The sequence below is a fragment of the Luteimonas sp. A478 genome (genome assembly GCF_054052025.1).
This window is the reverse complement of the sequence record NZ_JBSVRF010000002.1, coordinates 415,761-433,297: the sequence shown is the minus strand read 5'-3', so window position 1 is coordinate 433,297 and position 17,537 is coordinate 415,761. Positions and strand designations below refer to the sequence as shown.

The following is a 17,537-nucleotide window of genomic DNA, read 5'->3' as shown; positions in this document are numbered from 1 at the left end:
CGCCTGTCCCGGCAATCTCTCGCCAAAACGTGTGGACAAACGCACAGCAGTCTGTTTTCAAAAGCGGCCTCGATAGTAGCGACCTCCGACAAGCGCGGGCAAGCGCTGCAAATCGAGGGTCTTTCCGGGGGCCTTCAGTCATGGCCCTGAAAGCCCGCCACGGCGGGCCCGGACAGCTTAGAATTGGGTTCCATCCCCATGTGTGCCTGCCGTGTCCGTAGCCCCCGCATCGACCCGTTTGCCGTCATCGTCATCCGCGATGGCGAAGATCACCGCCGCATGGACGCGCGATGAGACCACCCACCTGCACGAACTGCTGGAACAGGCGCGCCTGCCCGAAGAGGATCGCCAGGCGATCCAGGTCACCGCCACCGACCTGGTGCGCCGGGTCCGCGTCCGCAGCCAGGACCAGGGCATGGTCGAAGCCTTCATGCAGCAATACGACCTGGCCAGCGAGGAAGGCGTGGTGCTGATGTCGGTGGCCGAGGCGCTGCTGCGCATTCCCGACCAGGACACCGCCGACCGGCTCATCCGCGACAAGCTGAGCGATGCCGACTGGAAAAAGCACATGGGCCGGTCCGAATCGGTGCTGGTGAACGCCTCCACCTGGGGGCTGATGCTGACCGGGCGCCTGGTGGACCTGGCCGATGAGACCAAGCGCGACGTGCACGGCGCCTTCAAGCGCGTGATCGGCCGCGTGGGCGAGCCCGTGATCCGGCTGGCGGTGCGCCAGGCCATGCGCATCATGGGCCACCAGTTTGTAATGGGCCGCACGATCAGCGAAGCGCTGGCCCGCGGCCGCAAGGGCCCCAACGCCAACTTCCGCTATTCATTCGACATGCTGGGCGAGGCGGCCATGACCGCTGCAGACGCCGAGCGCTATCTGAAGGCCTACCACGACGCGATCGATGCGATCGGCGCCACCGGCCCGTTCAGCGACGAGATTTCAGCGCCATCCATTTCAGTCAAGCTGTCGGCACTGCACCCGCGCTACGAGCACGCCAAGCGCGAACGGATGCTTGCCGAGCTTGCACCACGCCTGCTGGCGCTGGCGCAGCGGGCCAAGCGGCTGGGCATCGGCCTGACCGTGGACGCGGAGGAAAGCGATCGCCTGGAGCTGTCGCTGGCGGTATTCGAGGCCGCCTGGAGCGATTCCTCGCTTCAAGGCTGGGAGGGTTTCGGCCTGGTGATCCAGGCTTACCAGAAGCGCGCGCCGTACGTGATCGACTGGACCGTTGATCTGGCCCGCCGGCACGGCCGCCGGATCCCTGTGCGCCTGGTCAAGGGCGCGTACTGGGACAGCGACGTGAAGCGCTCGCAGGTGGATGGCCACGAAGGCTACCCGGTGTTCACCCGCAAGCCCAACACCGACGTGAGCTACCTGGCCTGCGCGCGGCGCATGCTGGAGAGCCCGGACGCGGTGTATCCGATGTTCGCCACCCACAACGCGCACACCATCGCCGCCGTGCACCGCATGGCCAGGCGCTGGCTGCCGGCCGATGCGCCGAAGGCCGCAGGCCATGCCTGGGAGTTCCAGAAGCTGCACGGCATGGGCGACGACCTGTACGCGGAAGTCATGCCGGCCGACCGACTGGATGTGCCCTGCCGCGTCTACGCGCCGGTGGGCAACCACGAGGATCTGCTGCCCTACCTGGTGCGCCGCCTGCTTGAAAACGGCGCCAACTCGAGCTTTGTCAATCGCATCAGCGATGACAACGTGGCCATCGAGGACCTGGTGCGCGACCCGATCGAGGTCGTCGAAGGCTTCCAAGCCACCCCCCACCCCCACATTCCCCTGCCGGTCGAGCTGTACCGCAGCCAGGGCGTCAACAGGAGCAATTCCATGGGCGTCAACCTCAACAACGACGACCAGCTTCGCAAGCTTGCCGAAGAAATCGCCGCCACCCCAACCAACTGGACGGCCAAGCCGCTGGTACCGGGCGCCGACACCGCTGGCGAGTCCTCTACCGTGACCAGTCCTGCCGATCGGCGTGTGCAGCTGGGCAGCTGGACCGGTGCCGACGAGGCCACGGTGGAACGCGCCCTGGCCAACGCCGTGGCCGCCCATCCGGGCTGGGATGGCACCCCGGCCATGTCGCGCGCCGCGATCCTTGAGCACGCCGCCGACCTGCTGGAAGCACGCATGGGCTACTTCATTGCCATGTGCACCCGCGAAGCCGGCAAGACCATTCCCGACGGCGTGGCCGAAGTGCGCGAGGCGGTGGATTTCCTGCGCTACTACGCCGGCCAGGCACGCACCCTGTTCTCGCCGGCCGCCCTGCCCGGCCCGACCGGCGAATCCAACTCGCTGCACCTGGGTGGCCGCGGCGTGTTTGTCTGCATCAGTCCGTGGAACTTCCCGCTGGCCATCTTCCTGGGCCAGGTGTCCGCGGCGCTGGCCGCCGGCAACGCAGTGATTGCCAAGCCGGCCGAGTCGACCACGCTGATTGGCTACGAGGCCGTCAAGCTGATGCATGAGGCGGGCATTCCCGCCGACGTGCTGCAGTTCGTGCCCGGCACCGGCGCCGTGGTGGGCGCGGCGCTCACTTCCGATCCGCGCGTGGACGGCGTGTCCTTCACCGGCTCCACCTTCACCGCCCGCGCCATCAACCGCGCCCTGGCGGCGCGTGACTCCGCGATCGGCATCCTGGTGGCCGAGACCGGCGGCCAGAACGCACTGATCGCCGACTCCTCCACCCTGCCCGAGCAGCTGGTGCGCGACGTGCTGGGTTCGGCCTTCACCTCCGCCGGCCAGCGCTGCTCGGCGGCGCGGATCCTGTTCGTGCAGGAAGATATCGCCGACAAGGTGATCGAAATGATCGCCGGCGCCACGGCCGAGCTGCAGGTTGGTGACCCGGCCCTGCTGTCGACCGACGTGGGCCCGGTGATCGACGATGCCGCGTTGGAGATGCTCAACGAACACGCAAAGCGCATGGACGCCGAAGCCAAGCCGATCGCCAAGGCCAGGGGCAATGACAGCCTTGCCCACGGCACGTACTTCCTGCCGCAGGCGTGGGAGCTGGAATCGCTGGATCAGCTCGGCCACGAGAAGTTCGGCCCGGCGCTGCACGTGATCCGCTGGAAGTCGGGCGAGCTGGACAAGGTGATCGATGCGATCACCGCGACCGGCTACGGCCTGACGCTCGGCATCCACTCGCGCATTGACGAGACCGTGGACCACATCGTGGCCCGGGCCCGGGTCGGCAACGTGTACGTTAACCGCAACCAGATCGGTGCGGTGGTGGGCGTGCAGCCGTTCGGCGGCCGCGGCCTGTCCGGCACCGGCCCCAAGGCCGGCGGCCCGCACTACCTGCCGCGCTTTGCCACCGAGAAAACCGTCACCATCGACACCACCGCCGCCGGCGGCAATGCGAGCCTGCTGACGCTGGAAGACTGACCGGTGTCGGGGGCGTAGTCCGCCCCCGACCTGCGAGAACGCCTCGCACTTGCAGGAGCGCGTCATACGCGCGAAACCGCGTGACTCCGGGCCTGGAGGGAACTCCGGGTCTCGTGGGTGGCTTCGGTCAAGGAGCGGGCAACGGTGGGTCGCGTGCCGCCAATGTTCACGCGGCTTCGCGCGCATGGCGCGCTCCTACGAAAACAGGACCACAAAAAAAGGCCCCGTATTGCGGGGCCCTTTTTATGCAGCGGTTGTTGCGATCAGAACTTGTATTGCGCCGAGATGCCGAACAGGTTGGCACCGCCGTCGTAGGGACCGGTCAGGCGCGCGCCGCCGCCGACGATGTCCAGTTCCGGATCGTCACCGATGTGGATCCGGGTGTAGGCGCCGGTGATATCCCAGCTGTCGGTCACCGCCCAGGTGGCACCGACGGCGAACCAGGTGCGGTCCTCGTCGGGCATGCGCGGAGTGCGGTGCTGGAAGGAGATCGGCGACTCGTCACGGGCGATGCCGCCCCGCAGGGTCCAACGATCGTTGAGGGTGTACTCGGCGCCGATCGAATAGAACCAGCTGTCGTGCCAGTTGTAGTTCTCGACCGAATCGGGCTGCACCGGGTTGTCGAACTGGATGCGCACTTCGTCCATCGAGCTCCACTTGGTCTGCCGGGCCTCGCCCATCAGGGCCAGGCGGTCGGTGGCCTGCCAGGTCGCACTGAAGGTGTGGGTAGCCGGCAGGACCAGGCGGGCACCACCGTCGACGTTCTGGAACTGGCCGGTGCCGGCCAGGATCGGGGCCACGTTGGACGGCACGTCGAAGACGGCGTCGCCGTCAACTTCGTGCTTGACCTCGGAGCGGTAGGCGTAGCCGAGCGACAGGGCGTCGATCGGATGCACGTTCAGGCCGACGGTCCAGCCGATGCTGGTGTCCGAACCGCTGACTTCGGCGAAGCCGTCGTTCTTCTGCGGACCGTAGGGGCCGGTGACCGGATCGGGCATGAAGCACAGCTGCTGGGTAGCCGGATTGGCGCACAGCGAGCTGCCGAAGTCGATCGCGTTGGACAGGGTCACGTCGGAACGCTGGACAATCAGGCCGAAACCGGCCGAAACCCGCTCGTGCAGGTCGACCGAAGCCGCCAGGGTCAGGTCGATCACGCGCACGTCGGATTCGATCGCATGGTAGCGACCCATCCAGTCGGAATCGTATTCAGTGGACAGGCCGAACGGCACGCTGACCATGGCACCGAGGGTCAGGTACTCCAGGTCGCCGGTGAACGGCATGATGAAGGACATCGCCGGGATCGGGGTCACGCCGCCCGCATTGCCGCCGTCACCGCCCTGCAGCGGCTGCTGCAGCGGGCTGCCCGCGGCCGCGTTGCCGCTGCCCTCGAACTCGAAGGTCAGGTCAACGGCGGTCACGTCGATCTGGAAGGTCTTGGCGTCGAAGGTCGACATCAGCGCCGGGTTGTTGGCCACCGCGGAGGCATCACCGGTTGCGGATGCGGAACCCGCCATCGCACGGCCCTGGGCCTTGACGCTGTTCTCGCGCAGTTCAAACGCCGAGCCGTGTGCTGCGCCCGAGGCGGCGATACCGGCAACAGCCAGCGCCAGGGCTGAAACAACCAGTTTGTGGGGATTGGTGTTCATTACTCTGCTCTCTCCAGTTGAATCCGTTTTTTATGCGCCGCAATGCAGACCGCCCCCCGGTCCCGCCTGCAGTCACCCTTGGGGTGCAACGGCGGCGCGGCACTATACCGTACCCAAGCGTGTGGTCAGCGGGAAAAAAGGCACGGTGACCGCTGTCCGGACTGAACAGGTATCGTTGAAACCCGCTCCGCTGGCCTGCCCATCCCCGCATGTTTGTGTCCATCCCCACCCACGCCCGCCGCGGCCTGCGCTGGGCTACGCCCGGCCTGTTCGCGGTGCTGTGGCTGGCCTATCTGTGGGCCAGCGTGTATCCGGACAGCGTGCGCCACGACCTGCTGGCCGAGTGGGGCACGCTCAGCGGTGGCCTGGCCCCGGGGAGCCTGTTGCAATGGTCGCAGCTGGAGAACTGGCTGCGGCTGCTGAGCGCGCTGTTCCTGCATGCCGACTGGGCGCACCTGCTGGGCAACCTGGTGTTTTTGCTGATCTTCGGGCTGCCGGCCGAGCGGGTGATGGGACCGTGGCGATTCCTGGCCCTGTTCCTGATCGGCGGGGCGTTCGCAAACCTGATCGCCGCACTGGCAATCGGGACCCCCGACCGGCTGATCATCGGCGCCAGCGGCGCGGTGTCGGCCATCATCGGCGCGTACCTGGCGCTGTTTCCGCGCGCGCGGCTGGGAGTGGTGCTGCCGCTGGGGCTGTTTCTGGAGTTCGTGCGCGCGCCGGCCTCGCTGCTGATCGGCATCTGGGCGCTGCTGCAGGTGGTGTTCGCCTATATCGGTCCGGCGTTCGGCGCCGTGGCCTGGGCGGCGCACGTGGGCGGATTCGTGTTTGGTGCGCTGTTCGCGCTGGCCTCGCGCCAGGCGATTGCCCGGCGGTTGCGGAAGCTGCAGGGGTATTAGGGACCGCTGCGTTTATACTTCGCGGATGTCCAAACCGCTCTACAAGGTCACCTTCCTCAACCACGGCAAGATTTACGAGCTGTACGCGCGCAGCGTGGGCAGCGGCAGCCTGTGGGGATTCACTGAAATTACCGATCTGGTGTTCGATGTGCACGACGGGATCGTGGTCGATCCGACCGAAGAGCGCCTGCGCGACGAGTTCGGCAACACGAAAGTTCTGCACCTGCCGATCCAGAGCGTGCTGCGGATCGAGGAAGTCGAAAAGAAGGGCCAGTCGGCGATCCGCGACGCCGGCACCGGGGAAAAGGTGGTTACCCCCTTTCCCATGCCCGCCAAACCGCGCTGACCAGCCACCCAACACACGGGCCACCGCCATGCCGATCCGCACCCTGCTGTCCGCTGCACTCGTCACCCTCGCGCTGTCGGCCTGCGAGCCGGCGCCCACCGCTGATACCGACCCGCACCGCCAGCCGGTGGCTGCGGTAGCCAGCGGGGGCAATGCTTTCCAGGTGCGGGTCACGCTGTCGGAAGCGGCGGCAGGGGCACTGGAAGCCAATGGCGAATCGATCATCGTCACCGCCGATTACTTCGGCTACGCCAGCGTCGCCGCCCAGCAGCGCCAGCTGGCGGGTGCCGAGGAGCCCTGGCTGGGCCTGGCCCGGCACAGGGTGGAGTTGAGCGGCGCCGGCAACGCCGACTTTCCCGAAGTCCGCCTGGACCCGGACCAGCTGCAGCTGGTGGAAGAAGGACGCCCGCACCTGCGGGTGGATGCCACTTCCTCCGGCGCCGGTGCCGATGAAGCCGGGGAAGGCGAGCTGCTCGATTGCGGCACCTTCCAGGACACCCTGGCCGCCGCCGTTCGCAGCGGCGTGGATATCGACTGCAAGCTGATCGCCGAGTAGGGGCGCCACATCTACGTCGACCCGGGCCGACCGGGTAGGAGCAACTGTCTTCTCAGCCGGGGGCTGAGATCCATTCAGTTTTATCGCGCGCCATGGCGTTGAGGCGGATGAGCAGGATGCGCATGCATGCGGTGACGGCGAGCTTGGCGCACTTGCCCTGTGCTCGCAGACGATCGTAGCGAGCTTTGAAGTCGGGTTGCGTGCGGATGACGGACCAGCAGGCCATGTAGAGCACCCTGCGGATGGCACCCCGGCCGCCCCGGATGCGCCGCTTGCCTTCCTTCTGGCCGCTGTCGGCGTTGTAGGGGGCCAAGCCGGCCAGCGCTGCGATCTTGCGCCGGTCCAGGTGTCCGAGCTCGGGCAGGTAGGCCTGCAGGGATGCGGCGGTGACCTCACCGATACCTGGTACCGCCATCAGGCGCCGTGCCAAGTCATCATCGATCTGTCGTTGGAGCAGGGTGATGTCCTTGCCGATGGCGCGGATCTGCCCGCGCAGCCAGCTGATGTGCGCGGTGAGGCTGGCGCGGACGCGCTCGTGGGGGGCTTGCTTGAGCCGCCGCCGGTCGTCATCACGCTGCTGGACCAGTTGCTCGCGTCGCTGGACCAGGGCGCGCAGTTCCTCCTGCTGGGCGCTGGGATGCATGCGTTCGGCCACGACCAACTCGCCCATGCGGGCCAGCATGGCCGCATCGATCGGGTCGGTCTTGGCGGTCTTGCCCAGCGCCTGTGCGAACGCCCGGGCGCGACGGGGGTTGATCCGGGTAACGGGCAGACCGGCGTCGGCCAGAGCCCGCATGACGGGGCGTTCGTAGCCACCGGTGGCTTCCAGCAGGACGTTGCCCACTGGCCGTCCGGCGATCTGGGCCAGAAGTTGGTCATGCCCCTCGGGGCTGTTGGGAAGGCTCAGGAAGCAGCCTTCAGGATGAACGTGAACGGCCAAGGTGGCCTTGGCGACATCAATACCGATCCAGATGGACATGCGACCTCGGCTTCGTAGACTGTGGGCCAGGAGAGAGCCGCCTCGCTCCTGCCCACGCTTGTGAAGTACGAGTTTGCGCTCGTTCAACTGTTCGGGCTATGGAACGAGGTCGATGTGCGGCCGCCTGGGCTCCTACACGTGCTCGAGACACTGCGCGCCTTCGGCGTGCCGCACATCGCTCTCCGCCTCAACGCTACCGGGTAAGGCAGACACAAGCGCGCCATGCGCGCGAAACCGCGTGACTGGTGATGCGCGGGGTGGCTTCGGACGCGATGCGGCTGACGGAGCCACGTAGGCCGTCAGGCGTTACGTGTCTTCCTCAGCGGTCACGCGGCTTCGCGGGCATGACCCGCTCCTACAAAAGCGCCACGCTCCACCTTCTGACTCATCATCGGCCTGAGCCGACCTGGTAGGAGCGCGCCATGCGCGCGAAACCGCGTGACTGGTGATGCGCGGGGTGGCTTCGGACGCGATGCGGCTGACGGAGCCACGTAAGCCGTCAGGCATTACGTGTCTTCCTCAGCGGTCACGCGGCTTCGCGGGTATGACCCGCTCCTACAAAAGCGCCACGCTCCACCTTCTGACTCATCACCGGCCTGGGCCGACCTGGTAGGAGCGCGCCATGCGCGCGAAACCGCGTGACTGGTGATGCGCGGGGTGCCTTCGGACGCGATGCGGCTGACGGAGCCACGTAGGCCGGCAGGCGTTACGTGTCTTCTTCAGCGGTCACGCGGCTTCGCGGGTATGACCCGCTCCTACAAAAGCACCGCCGGTTACGGGGTGTCTGCCGGCTCGTCGGTTTCGTCGGTTTCCGCTTCATCTTCGTCTTCGCCGGCTTCGGCTTCGACTTCGTCAGCGGACTCAGGGGTGTCCGTGGCTTCCGGCTGCGGCTGCGGAGTCGGAGTCGGAGGAGTGGCGCCGGGCTGCATTGATTTCAGTTCGGCCAGGGCGGCGTTGATGGGGCCGTCGCCGGGCAGCACGTCGCCGGTGCCGGCGCCCGGGTCTTCCTCGTCACCTTGCAGGTGCCCCGGAAGGGCGGCTTCGGAGCGGTCGAATACGCGGCTGGGCGGAGTGGTATCCGGCTCCAGCACCAGGTCGGGATCAATGCCGCGGGCCTGGATCGAGCGCCCGTTCGGGCTGTAATACCGGGCGGTGGTCAGCTTGACCGAATCGCCGTTGTCCAATGGCAGCACGGTCTGCACCGAACCCTTGCCGAAGGTGCGGCTGCCGATGATCCTGGCGCGGCCGTGATCGCCCAGCGCAGCGGCCAGCACCTCCGAAGCGCTGGCCGAACCCGCGTCCACGATTACCACCACCGGCGCGCCTTGCAGCAGGTCGCCCGGGGTGGCGCTGAATTCGGTTTCGCTGATCGGATGGCGGCCGCGGGTGCTGACGATCCGGCCCTCTTCCAGCAGGTCGTCGGCGATCTGCACCGCCGAGGTCAGCAGCCCGCCGGGGTTGCTGCGCAGGTCCAGCACCAGTCCGCGCAGCGGTCCCTGCTGCTGCAGCTCGGCGAGGTTGCGCTGGAAGTCGGCCGCGGTGTCGACCTGGAAGGCACTGACGCGCACGTAGGCGTAGCCCGGCTCCAGGATGCGCGAGCGAACGCTGGTGATATGGATGCGCTCACGCTCCATTTCGATCTCGAGCGGCTGCAGCTCCCCCTCGCGCACCACCGTCATCGCAACCCGGGTGCCCGGCTCACCGCGCAGCGGGCCGAGCCCCTCGTGGCTGGTCGGGGTCAAAGGCACGCCGTCCACGGCCACGATCACGTCTCCGGACTGGATGCCGGCGCGGGCGGCCGGCGTGTCATCGATCGGCGACACCACCCGCATGCTGCCATCGGCCAGTCGCTCCACCTCCACCCCGACCCCGGCATAGGCACCGGTGGTGTTCTCGTCGAAGGCGCGGGCGTCTTCGGCGGACATGTAGACACTGTGCGGATCCAGGTCGAGCAGCAGGCCGCGGATCGCCGACTGCATCAGTTCGGCGTCGTCCACCGGATCAACGTAGGCCTCCTTGACTGCGGTGAAGACCGCCACGTAGCGGTGGATTTCGCGCAGGGGCACGCGGCTTTCGATCACTTCAACCTCGGCCTCGCCTTCGGCGGCCGCGGCTGCGGCTTCCTGCTCGCCCTCACCCTGGCCGGCTCCGGTTGATTCGTCCTGCTGGGCCGGCTCCTGTTCGGGAAGCTCCTGCTCCTGCGGATCCTGCAGCTCCGGACCCTGCGGTTCCTGCTCCAGTTCCTGGCCGGCGGGCGGCTGGTCCTCGGGCGGTTCCGCGGCGTGGGCGGGGGCCAGCAGCAGACAGGCGATGGCGAACGGCAACAGGCAGCGGTGCATGCAGACAACTCCGGAAGGACGGCGGCCGCGCCCATGAATGGCGCGAACGGGTCCGATTATGCACGCCCTGCCCGAACCTCCGCTGGCCGGCGGCGGCGCGGCGCTCAGCGTTTCTGCAGCCAGCTGGTGGGATCGATCGGCTGGCCGCCACGGCGCAGTTCGAAGTACAACGCGGGCTGGCCCTGGCCGCCGGAGTTGCCCACGCTGGCCACCGGATCGCCGCGGGATACGCGGTCGCCCACGTCGCGCAGCAGGGCGTCGTTATGCGCGTACAGGCTCATGTGGTCGTTGCCGTGGTCGACGATCACGATCAGGCCGTAGCCGGTCATCCATTCGGCGAACACCACGGTGCCATCGGCCACCGCCTGCACCGTGGCGCCGGTGGCGGCGCCGATCAGCACCCCGGAACTGCGGCGGCCATCGGGCATGGTGGCGCCGAAGCCCGCCAGCAGGTTGCCGGCCAGCGGCCAGCTCAGGCCGCCAACCCGCACCGGCGCGCCCCGCGCCACCTGCGCCGGCGAACGCCTGGGGGCGCGATCGGTGGCGGTGCTGCTGCGGGCGGTCCGGGCGCGCTCCGCGGCTTCACGCTCGGCGGCGCGGGCTGCGGCGGCGCGTAGCTGGGTCACCACTTTTTCCAGTGCCCCGGCATCACGACCCAGGCTCTGTTCGCGCTCACGCCGGTCGGTGTATTTGGTTTCCAGTTCGGCAAGCTTCCCGGCGCGCTCGCCACGGTCGCGCTCCAGCTCGGCCAGCTGCGCGTCCTGGCGCGCGCGCTCGGCTTCCAGCGCGGAGGTCCGTTCGCTGATTTCCCGCTCCACCGCATCCAGCTCCTGCAGCTCGGTGCTGAGGCTGTGGATGCGGTCGGCGCGCTGGCCCTGCAGGTAACGGTGATAGGCCAGCATGCGGTTGGCATCGCCGACCCGGTCCTGGGCCAGCAGCAGCTTGAGCGCGGCGTGATCGCCGATGGCGTAGGCGGCGCGGAGCAGCGTAGCGAGCTCTTCACGCTGGCCGCCCAGGCGCTCGTTGAGCTCGACGCGGCGGACGCCGAGCTCGGCCAAAGCATTCTCTTCCTGTTCGATCCTGGCCCGGGTCTGGCGCAGGGCCCGGGTGGAGGCGGCCACCTGTTCATCCGCTTCACGCAGCGAGCGGGCGGCCTGGCCACGCTGGCCTTCCAGCCGGCGCCGCTCGGCGGCCACGCTGTCCAGTTCCTGCTTGACCCGGGCCAGCCGGCGCTCGGCGTCGCGCTGGTCCTGCTGGGCCTGTACCGGCACAGCGGCAAGCGCCAGCGCGGCGGCCAGGACCAGCAGCGCGCGACGCGGGCCGGCCATCGGCATCAGGCCGGCTGCAGCAGGCTGCGGCCGGTCATTTCCCGTGGCGCCGGCACCCCGGCCATGTCCAGCAGGGTCGGGGCCAGGTCACGCAGGGAACCTCCGTCGCGCAGCGCGGCCGTGCGATCGCCAACGTAGATCAGGCCCACCGGGCCCACGGTGTGGGCGGTGTGCGGCTGGCCGGTGTCGGGATCGCGCATCATTTCCACGTTGCCATGGTCGGCGGTGACCAGCAGCTCGCCGCCGCGGGCGCGGGTGGCTTCCACCACCCTGCCAACCGCCGCGTCCACGACTTCGACCGCCTTGATGGCGGCCTGCAGGTCACCGCTGTGGCCGACCATGTCGGGGTTGGCGTAGTTGCACACGATTACGTCGAAACGGCCCGATTCGATCGCTTCCACCAGCCGGTCGGTGACTTCCGGGCAGCTCATTTCCGGCTGCAGGTCGTAGGTGGCCACCTTGGGGCTGGGCACCAGGATCCGCTCCTCGCCTTCAAACGGCTCCTCGCGCCCGCCGTTGAGGAAGAAGGTGACATGGGCGTACTTCTCGGTCTCGGCGATGCGCAGCTGGCGCAGGCCGCGGTCGGCCACCACCTCGCCCAGGGTGTTGCGCAGATTGTCCGGGGCGAAAGCCACCGGCGCCTGCAGGGTGGCGTCGTATTGGGTCAGGCACACGAACCGGCCCAGACGCAGGGGACGCTGGGCGAAGCCGTCAAAGTCTTCCTGCACGAAGGCGGCGCTGAGCTGGCGGGCGCGGTCGGCGCGAAAGTTCATGAACACGACCGCGTCGCCGTCGCTCATCGGCTGCGCCCCGTCGATCACCGTCGGCAGCACGAACTCGTCGTTCTCGCCGCGGGCGTAGCCGGCTTCCAGCGCGGCCAGCGGGTTGCCGGCGCGCTCGCCCTGGGCGTTGACGATGGCATCCCAGGCCAGGGTGACCCGCCCCCAGCGCCGGTCGCGGTCCATGGCGTAGTAGCGCCCGCTGACGCTGGCGATGCGCACATTGCCCAGCTCATCGCATTTGTGCTGCAGCTTCTCCAGGCTCGCGCGGGCAGAGCGCGGCGGCGTATCGCGTCCGTCCAGGAACGCATGCACCGACACCCGCGGCACGCCACGGCGCTTGGCCAGCTCGAGCATGGCCAACAGGTGGTCTTCGTGGCTGTGCACGCCGCCCGGCGACAGCAGGCCCATCACGTGCAGGGTGCGGCCGTTGTCGATCGCTTCCTCACAGGCGCCCACCAGTTCGGGATTGTCGAAGAAGCTCCCATCGGCAATGGCCGCGCCGATCCGGGTCAGCTCCTGGTACACCACCCGGCCGGCGCCGATGTTCATGTGGCCGACCTCGGAATTACCCATCTGCCCGTCCGGCAGGCCGACAAAACTGCCTTCGGTATGGATCAGGGTGGTGGGCGCGCTGTCCCACAGGCGGCGCCAGTTGGGGATATCGGCCTGGGCAATGGCGTTGTCGCGCGGATCTTCCCGATGCCCCCAACCGTCGAGGATCAGAAGAACCACCGGTTTGGGGCTGTGCGGGGCTGCGGACACGTCGTTGCTACCTGTGAGTTATGGCAGGTGCGATTGTATCCCCGTGCAGGCAAGCTGTTGCCGTGGGAGGAGTGCATGGCGGGTGCCAGCAACCCGGCCAGGCGCAGCCCGCGCCCCGAAAACGCCGAGGACCACGCCATGATCACCATGTTCCGTACCGCCATCGCGCTGACGCTCGCCATGGCCCTCACCTTCGCAATGTCCGCTACCCATGCCGCCGAGGACATCAGCCGCGTCAATGGCGCCGTGGAGCTGGCAGCCGGCCAGCAGGCCCGCAACCTGAGCACGGTCAACGGCGGAATCCAGATCGGTGACGACGCCCGCTTCAACGATGCCGACACCGTCAACGGCGGCATCCGCGCCGGCAACCGGATCCAGGGCAGCGACCTGACCACGGTCAACGGCGCCATCGAGCTCGGTGAGCAGGCGGTGGTGGAAAGCCTGACCACGGTCAACGGCAAGATCCACGCGGGCCCGGGCCTGCGCGCCAGCGACGACGTGGAAACGGTGAGCGGCAGCATCTTCATTGACCGCGACGGCCAGGTGGAGGGCGACGTGAGCACGGTCAGTTCCGGGATCGGCCTGGTGGCCACCGAAGTGATGGGCAACGTGGAAACCGTGTCCGGCGACATCACTGTCGGCATCGGCTCGCGGGTCCACGGAGACCTGCGCGTACGCAAGCCAAGCACCAGCTGGCTGCGCATCGGCAAGGACCGCTCGCCGCGGATCGTGATCGGGCCGGATGCGGTGGTGGACGGTGAACTGGTGTTCGAGCGCGAGGTGTCGCTGTACGTGCACGAGACCGCCCGCACCGGCCGCATCACCGGTGCCACCCCCACGCCCTTCTCAACCCCGCGAGCCCCGCGCGACTGATTGCCCGCACGGGCACGCGACCGATTGCCCCTGGTGTAGGAGCGCGCCATGCGCGCGAAGCCGCGTGACGCCGATCCACGCCACGTGGCTTCGGCCACGACGTTCTGACCGAAGCGCCCCCTGCGCGCCATGATTCACGCGGCTTCGCGCGCATGGCGCGCTCCTACCGGCTTCCGGGAAGGGGCTAGAATCGGGGGTTTCCTCCCTGGAGATCTTCCGCATGCAACGATTTGTGCCGATCAGCCTGCTGGCCGCCGCGCTGGCGCTGGCCGCCTGCGGTGGCGACCGCCCCGCCACCGACGCTTCCGCGAACGGCAACGCCGCGGCCCATGAGTTCTCGCCGGAGATCAACGAAGCCGATTTCCGCGAAATGGTCCGCACCCTCTCCTCGGACGAGTTCGAAGGCCGTGCCCCGGGTTCGCCGGGCGGCGAAAAATCGGTTGAATACATCAGCGCCCAGTTCGAGCGCATCGGCCTGCAGCCGGCCGGCGAGAACGACTCCTGGTACCAGACCGTGCCGATGGTGCAGACCACCGCCAGCGACGCCACCGTGCTGCGCCTGGCCGGAGCCGACGGCGAGCGCGAGCTGAAGTTCGGCACGGACATGATGCTCGGCACCCGCACCGGCCAGCAGAACGTCAGCGTCAGCGACAGCGAACTGGTGTTCGTCGGCTACGGCGTGGACGCGCCGGAGCGCGACTGGAACGACTACGAAGGCCTCGACGTGAAGGGCAAGACCGTGGTCATGCTGGTCAACGATCCCGGCTTCCATGTGGATGACGCCGAGCTGTTTGACGGCAACCGCATGACCTACTACGGCCGCTGGACCTACAAGTTCGAGGAAGCGGCGCGCAAGGGCGCGGACGCGGCGATCATCATCCACGACACCGCCGGCGCTTCCTATGGTTGGGACGTGGTGCGCACTTCCTGGTCGGGCGCCCAGTTCGACCTGCGTGCCGAAGACGATCCGGCGCCGCGCCTGCCGGCCCAGGGCTGGGTGACCAACGACGTGGCACGCGAGCTGTTCGCCAATGCCGGCCTGGACATGGACGAACAGATCCGCGCCGCCAGCTCAGCCGACTTCAAGCCGGTGCCGCTGCAGGCGTCGGTGTCGTTCGAGCTTGAAAGCGAAGTGGTGGAAGCCTCCTCGCGCAACGTGATCGGCGTGCTGCCGGGCACCGAAAAGCCCGAGGAAGTCGTGGTGTACATGGGCCACTGGGACCACCTGGGCGTGCATGCCGACGGCGAGATTTACAGCGGCGCCATCGACAACGCCACCGGCATCGCCGGCATCATCGAGATTGCCGAGCGCTTTGCCCACAGCGAGCCGGCACCGAAGCGCTCGGTGGCCTTCCTGGCGGTGACCCTGGAGGAATCCGGCCTGCTGGGTTCGCAGTACTACGTGGCCCACCCGGCGTTCCCGCTGGAAGACACCGTGGCCGCGATCAACCTGGACGCGATGAGCGTGGCTGGGCCGTCGCGTGACTTCGTGGTCACCGGCATGGGCAACTCGGAACTTGAGGACATCCTCGAGCCGATCGCTGCCGCCCAGGGCCGCACGCTGGTGGAAGAAGGCAACCCGGCAGGCGGCTTCTACTTCCGCTCCGACCACTTCAACTTCGCCAAGGCCGGCGTGCCGGCGCTCTACGCCAAGGGCGGCAACGACCTGGTCGACGGCGGCACCGAAGCCGGCCGCCTGGCCGGTGAGGACTACGCCACCCGCTACCACCAGCCCGGCGACGTCTATCGCGACGAGTGGAACCTGGAGGGCCTGATCCATGACCTTGAAGCCCTGTACGACGTGGGCCGGGTGATGGCCGACGACGTGGACCAGTGGCCGAACTGGTACGAAGGCAACCCCTTCAAGGCCGCCCGCGACGAGATGCTGCAGGCGCGGTAGCTCGGGGCTACGCCCCCGACGCGTAACGTCGGCCACGCACGGCCGACCTGCGTGATCCGGGTGACGATCACGAGCATCAAGACGGCGCCCAAGGGCGCCGTCTTTTTTTGTGCCCGCCTGCATTGATGGGCTACTACGTCTGCGCACCGCTGCATCTATGCATCCGGATTTGCGGGTCGCTTCTGTGCGCGCACTGTAGGAGCGCGCCAGGCGCGCGAAGCCGCGTGAATCCAGACATGGGCGCGCCGCTGGCACCCGCGCATCAAACACGCGGCTCCGGCCCCGGTGACGCAACCGAAGCCGCGAATCCACGCCACGCGTCACGCGGCTTCGCGCGCATGGCGCGCTCCTACCCGCGGACGCTCCTACCTGCGGATTGATGCTCCGCTCAGGCGGCGACGAGCAGGACCCGGGCGAAGTTGCGCTTGCCTACCTGCAACACGCCCTCGAAACCCGGGTTGAACACGCGCGAGGCGTCTTCGACCACCACCCCGTCCACGCGCACCGCACGCTCCTTGAGCTTGCGGTTGGCTTCGGAGTTGCTCGGGGTGATGCCGGCGGCGGTGAGCAGCGCGGCGACGCGCAGGCCCTCGGCCGGCACCGCCACTTCCTGCAGCGGCAGCAGCGAGGTGTCGCCCTGTCCGGTCACCGCGGCATGCCAGCCTGCAATTGCCTGCTCGGCCGCGGCGGCATCGTGGAAGCGGGTGGCCAGCTCGCGCGCCAGGCGCAGCTTGACCTCGCGCGGGTTGAGCGTGCCGGCGTCCACTTCGGCTCTCAGGCGGGCGACTTCTTCGATACCGATGTCAAAGCTCAGCAGCTCGATCCAGTCCCACATGAGCCCGTCGCCGATCTTCATCGTCTTGTTGACGAAGTCGATCGCCGGGTCGGTCACGCCGATGTAATTGCCCAGCGACTTGGACATCTTGTTGACCCCGTCCAGGCCCACCAGCAGCGGCATGGTCAGCACCACCTGCGGCTTCTGGCCATGGTGCTCCTGCAGCGCGCGGCCCATCAGCAGGTTGAACTTCTGGTCGGTGCCGCCCAGCTCCACGTCGGCCTGCAGCGCCACCGAATCGTAGCCCTGCACCAGCGGGTAGAGGAATTCGTGGATGGCGATCGGCTGCTGCGCGCCGTAGCGCTTGGCGAAGTCATCGCGCTCGAGCATGCGCGCCACGGTATGGGTCGAGGCGAGGCGGATCATGTCCGCCGCGCCCATCTTGCCGAACCACTCCGAGTTGAAGCGCACCTCGGTGCGTTCCGGGTCCAGCACCTTGAACACCTGCGCCTTGTAGGTCTCGGCGTTGGCCAGCACCTCTTCGCGGCTGAGCGGCGGGCGGGTCGCGCTCTTGCCTGAGGGGTCGCCGATCATCCCGGTGAAGTCGCCGATCAGGAAAATCACCGTATGACCCAGGTCCTGGAACTGGCGCAGTTTGTTCAACAGCACCGTGTGTCCCAGGTGCAGGTCGGGCGCGGTGGGGTCGAAGCCGGCCTTGATCCGCAGCGGCCGGCCGGCGGCCAGGCGGGCTTCCAGTTCGTCGGATTTGAGGATCTCGTCGGCGCCGCGGGCGATCTGTTCAATGGCCGGGGCGGAAGGGGAGGCGTGGGACACAGCGGTTCTCGACTCTGCGGACAGGCTGAATGTGACCGCCGTCCGCTGGGTTAATGGATTTCTAACGCTTTAACGCAAAAAGGAAACTCAATACCATCAATCGTTTGACGCGACCTTCTCA

General features: G+C 67.9%; 12 protein-coding genes. 6 read left to right on the top strand and 6 right to left on the bottom strand.

Annotated elements, in window-relative coordinates:
• Nucleotides 1-202 precede the first annotated feature (202 nt).
• Nucleotides 203-3,397: a bifunctional proline dehydrogenase/L-glutamate gamma-semialdehyde dehydrogenase PutA gene (gene putA, locus ACW7G3_RS05585; RefSeq protein WP_456981604.1), complete on the top strand. Its 3,195-nt coding sequence runs from the start codon at nucleotides 203-205 to the stop codon at nucleotides 3,395-3,397.
• Between the two features lie 263 nt (nucleotides 3,398-3,660).
• Here putA and ACW7G3_RS05580 read toward each other — a convergent pair whose 3' ends face one another.
• Nucleotides 3,661-5,043 (bottom strand): OmpP1/FadL family transporter, encoded by a 1,383-nt coding sequence (locus tag ACW7G3_RS05580; RefSeq protein ID WP_456981603.1) that lies wholly within the window; start codon nucleotides 5,041-5,043, stop codon nucleotides 3,661-3,663.
• Nucleotides 5,044-5,252: 209 nt separating this feature from the next.
• On the opposite strand from ACW7G3_RS05580, the gene ACW7G3_RS05575 reads away from it, so the two are divergent.
• From ACW7G3_RS05575 to ACW7G3_RS05565, 3 genes are read left to right on the top strand one after another with little or no spacing between them, the layout of a single operon-like run.
• Complete coding sequence (locus ACW7G3_RS05575; RefSeq protein ID WP_456981602.1) at nucleotides 5,253-5,942, top strand: rhomboid family intramembrane serine protease; 690 nt, start codon at nucleotides 5,253-5,255, stop codon at nucleotides 5,940-5,942.
• Between the two features lie 25 nt (nucleotides 5,943-5,967).
• Nucleotides 5,968-6,288: a DUF1820 family protein gene (locus ACW7G3_RS05570; protein WP_456981601.1), complete on the top strand. Its 321-nt coding sequence runs from the start codon at nucleotides 5,968-5,970 to the stop codon at nucleotides 6,286-6,288.
• A gap of 28 nt (nucleotides 6,289-6,316) precedes the next feature.
• Nucleotides 6,317-6,844 carry a hypothetical protein gene (locus tag ACW7G3_RS05565; protein WP_456981599.1) on the top strand — a complete coding sequence of 176 codons (528 nt, stop codon included), beginning with the start codon at nucleotides 6,317-6,319 and terminating at the stop codon, nucleotides 6,842-6,844.
• A gap of 52 nt (nucleotides 6,845-6,896) precedes the next feature.
• Here the strand turns inward: ACW7G3_RS05565 and ACW7G3_RS05560 are convergent, their stop codons facing one another.
• The 4 genes from ACW7G3_RS05560 to gpmI all read right to left on the bottom strand — a co-directional run bounded on the left by ACW7G3_RS05560 (nucleotide 6,897) and on the right by gpmI (nucleotide 13,004).
• Nucleotides 6,897-7,910: an IS110 family RNA-guided transposase gene (locus tag ACW7G3_RS05560; protein WP_456981598.1), complete on the bottom strand. Its 1,014-nt coding sequence runs from the start codon at nucleotides 7,908-7,910 to the stop codon at nucleotides 6,897-6,899.
• 686 nt (nucleotides 7,911-8,596) lie between these two features.
• Nucleotides 8,597-10,162, bottom strand: a complete 1,566-nt coding sequence (locus ACW7G3_RS05555) for a S41 family peptidase (protein WP_456981597.1) — start codon at nucleotides 10,160-10,162, stop codon at nucleotides 8,597-8,599.
• A 104-nt stretch (nucleotides 10,163-10,266) separates the two neighbouring features.
• Nucleotides 10,267-11,490, bottom strand: coding sequence for a murein hydrolase activator EnvC family protein (locus tag ACW7G3_RS05550; RefSeq protein ID WP_456981596.1), 1,224 nt, complete (start codon nucleotides 11,488-11,490; stop codon nucleotides 10,267-10,269).
• A gap of 5 nt (nucleotides 11,491-11,495) precedes the next feature.
• Nucleotides 11,496-13,004: a 2,3-bisphosphoglycerate-independent phosphoglycerate mutase gene (gene gpmI / locus ACW7G3_RS05545; protein WP_456981595.1), complete on the bottom strand. Its 1,509-nt coding sequence runs from the start codon at nucleotides 13,002-13,004 to the stop codon at nucleotides 11,496-11,498.
• A gap of 63 nt (nucleotides 13,005-13,067) precedes the next feature.
• Here gpmI and ACW7G3_RS05540 point away from each other — a divergent pair, with 63 nt between their 5' ends.
• Nucleotides 13,068-13,907: a hypothetical protein gene (locus ACW7G3_RS05540; RefSeq protein WP_456981594.1), complete on the top strand. Its 840-nt coding sequence runs from the start codon at nucleotides 13,068-13,070 to the stop codon at nucleotides 13,905-13,907.
• Between the two features lie 220 nt (nucleotides 13,908-14,127).
• Nucleotides 14,128-15,807, top strand: a complete 1,680-nt coding sequence (locus ACW7G3_RS05535) for a M28 family metallopeptidase (protein ID WP_456981593.1) — start codon at nucleotides 14,128-14,130, stop codon at nucleotides 15,805-15,807.
• A gap of 388 nt (nucleotides 15,808-16,195) precedes the next feature.
• On the opposite strand, the gene tyrS is transcribed toward ACW7G3_RS05535, so the two are convergent.
• Nucleotides 16,196-17,416 carry a tyrosine--tRNA ligase gene (tyrS, locus tag ACW7G3_RS05530; RefSeq protein ID WP_456981592.1) on the bottom strand — a complete coding sequence of 407 codons (1,221 nt, stop codon included), beginning with the start codon at nucleotides 17,414-17,416 and terminating at the stop codon, nucleotides 16,196-16,198.
• Nucleotides 17,417-17,537: the final 121 nt, after the last annotated feature.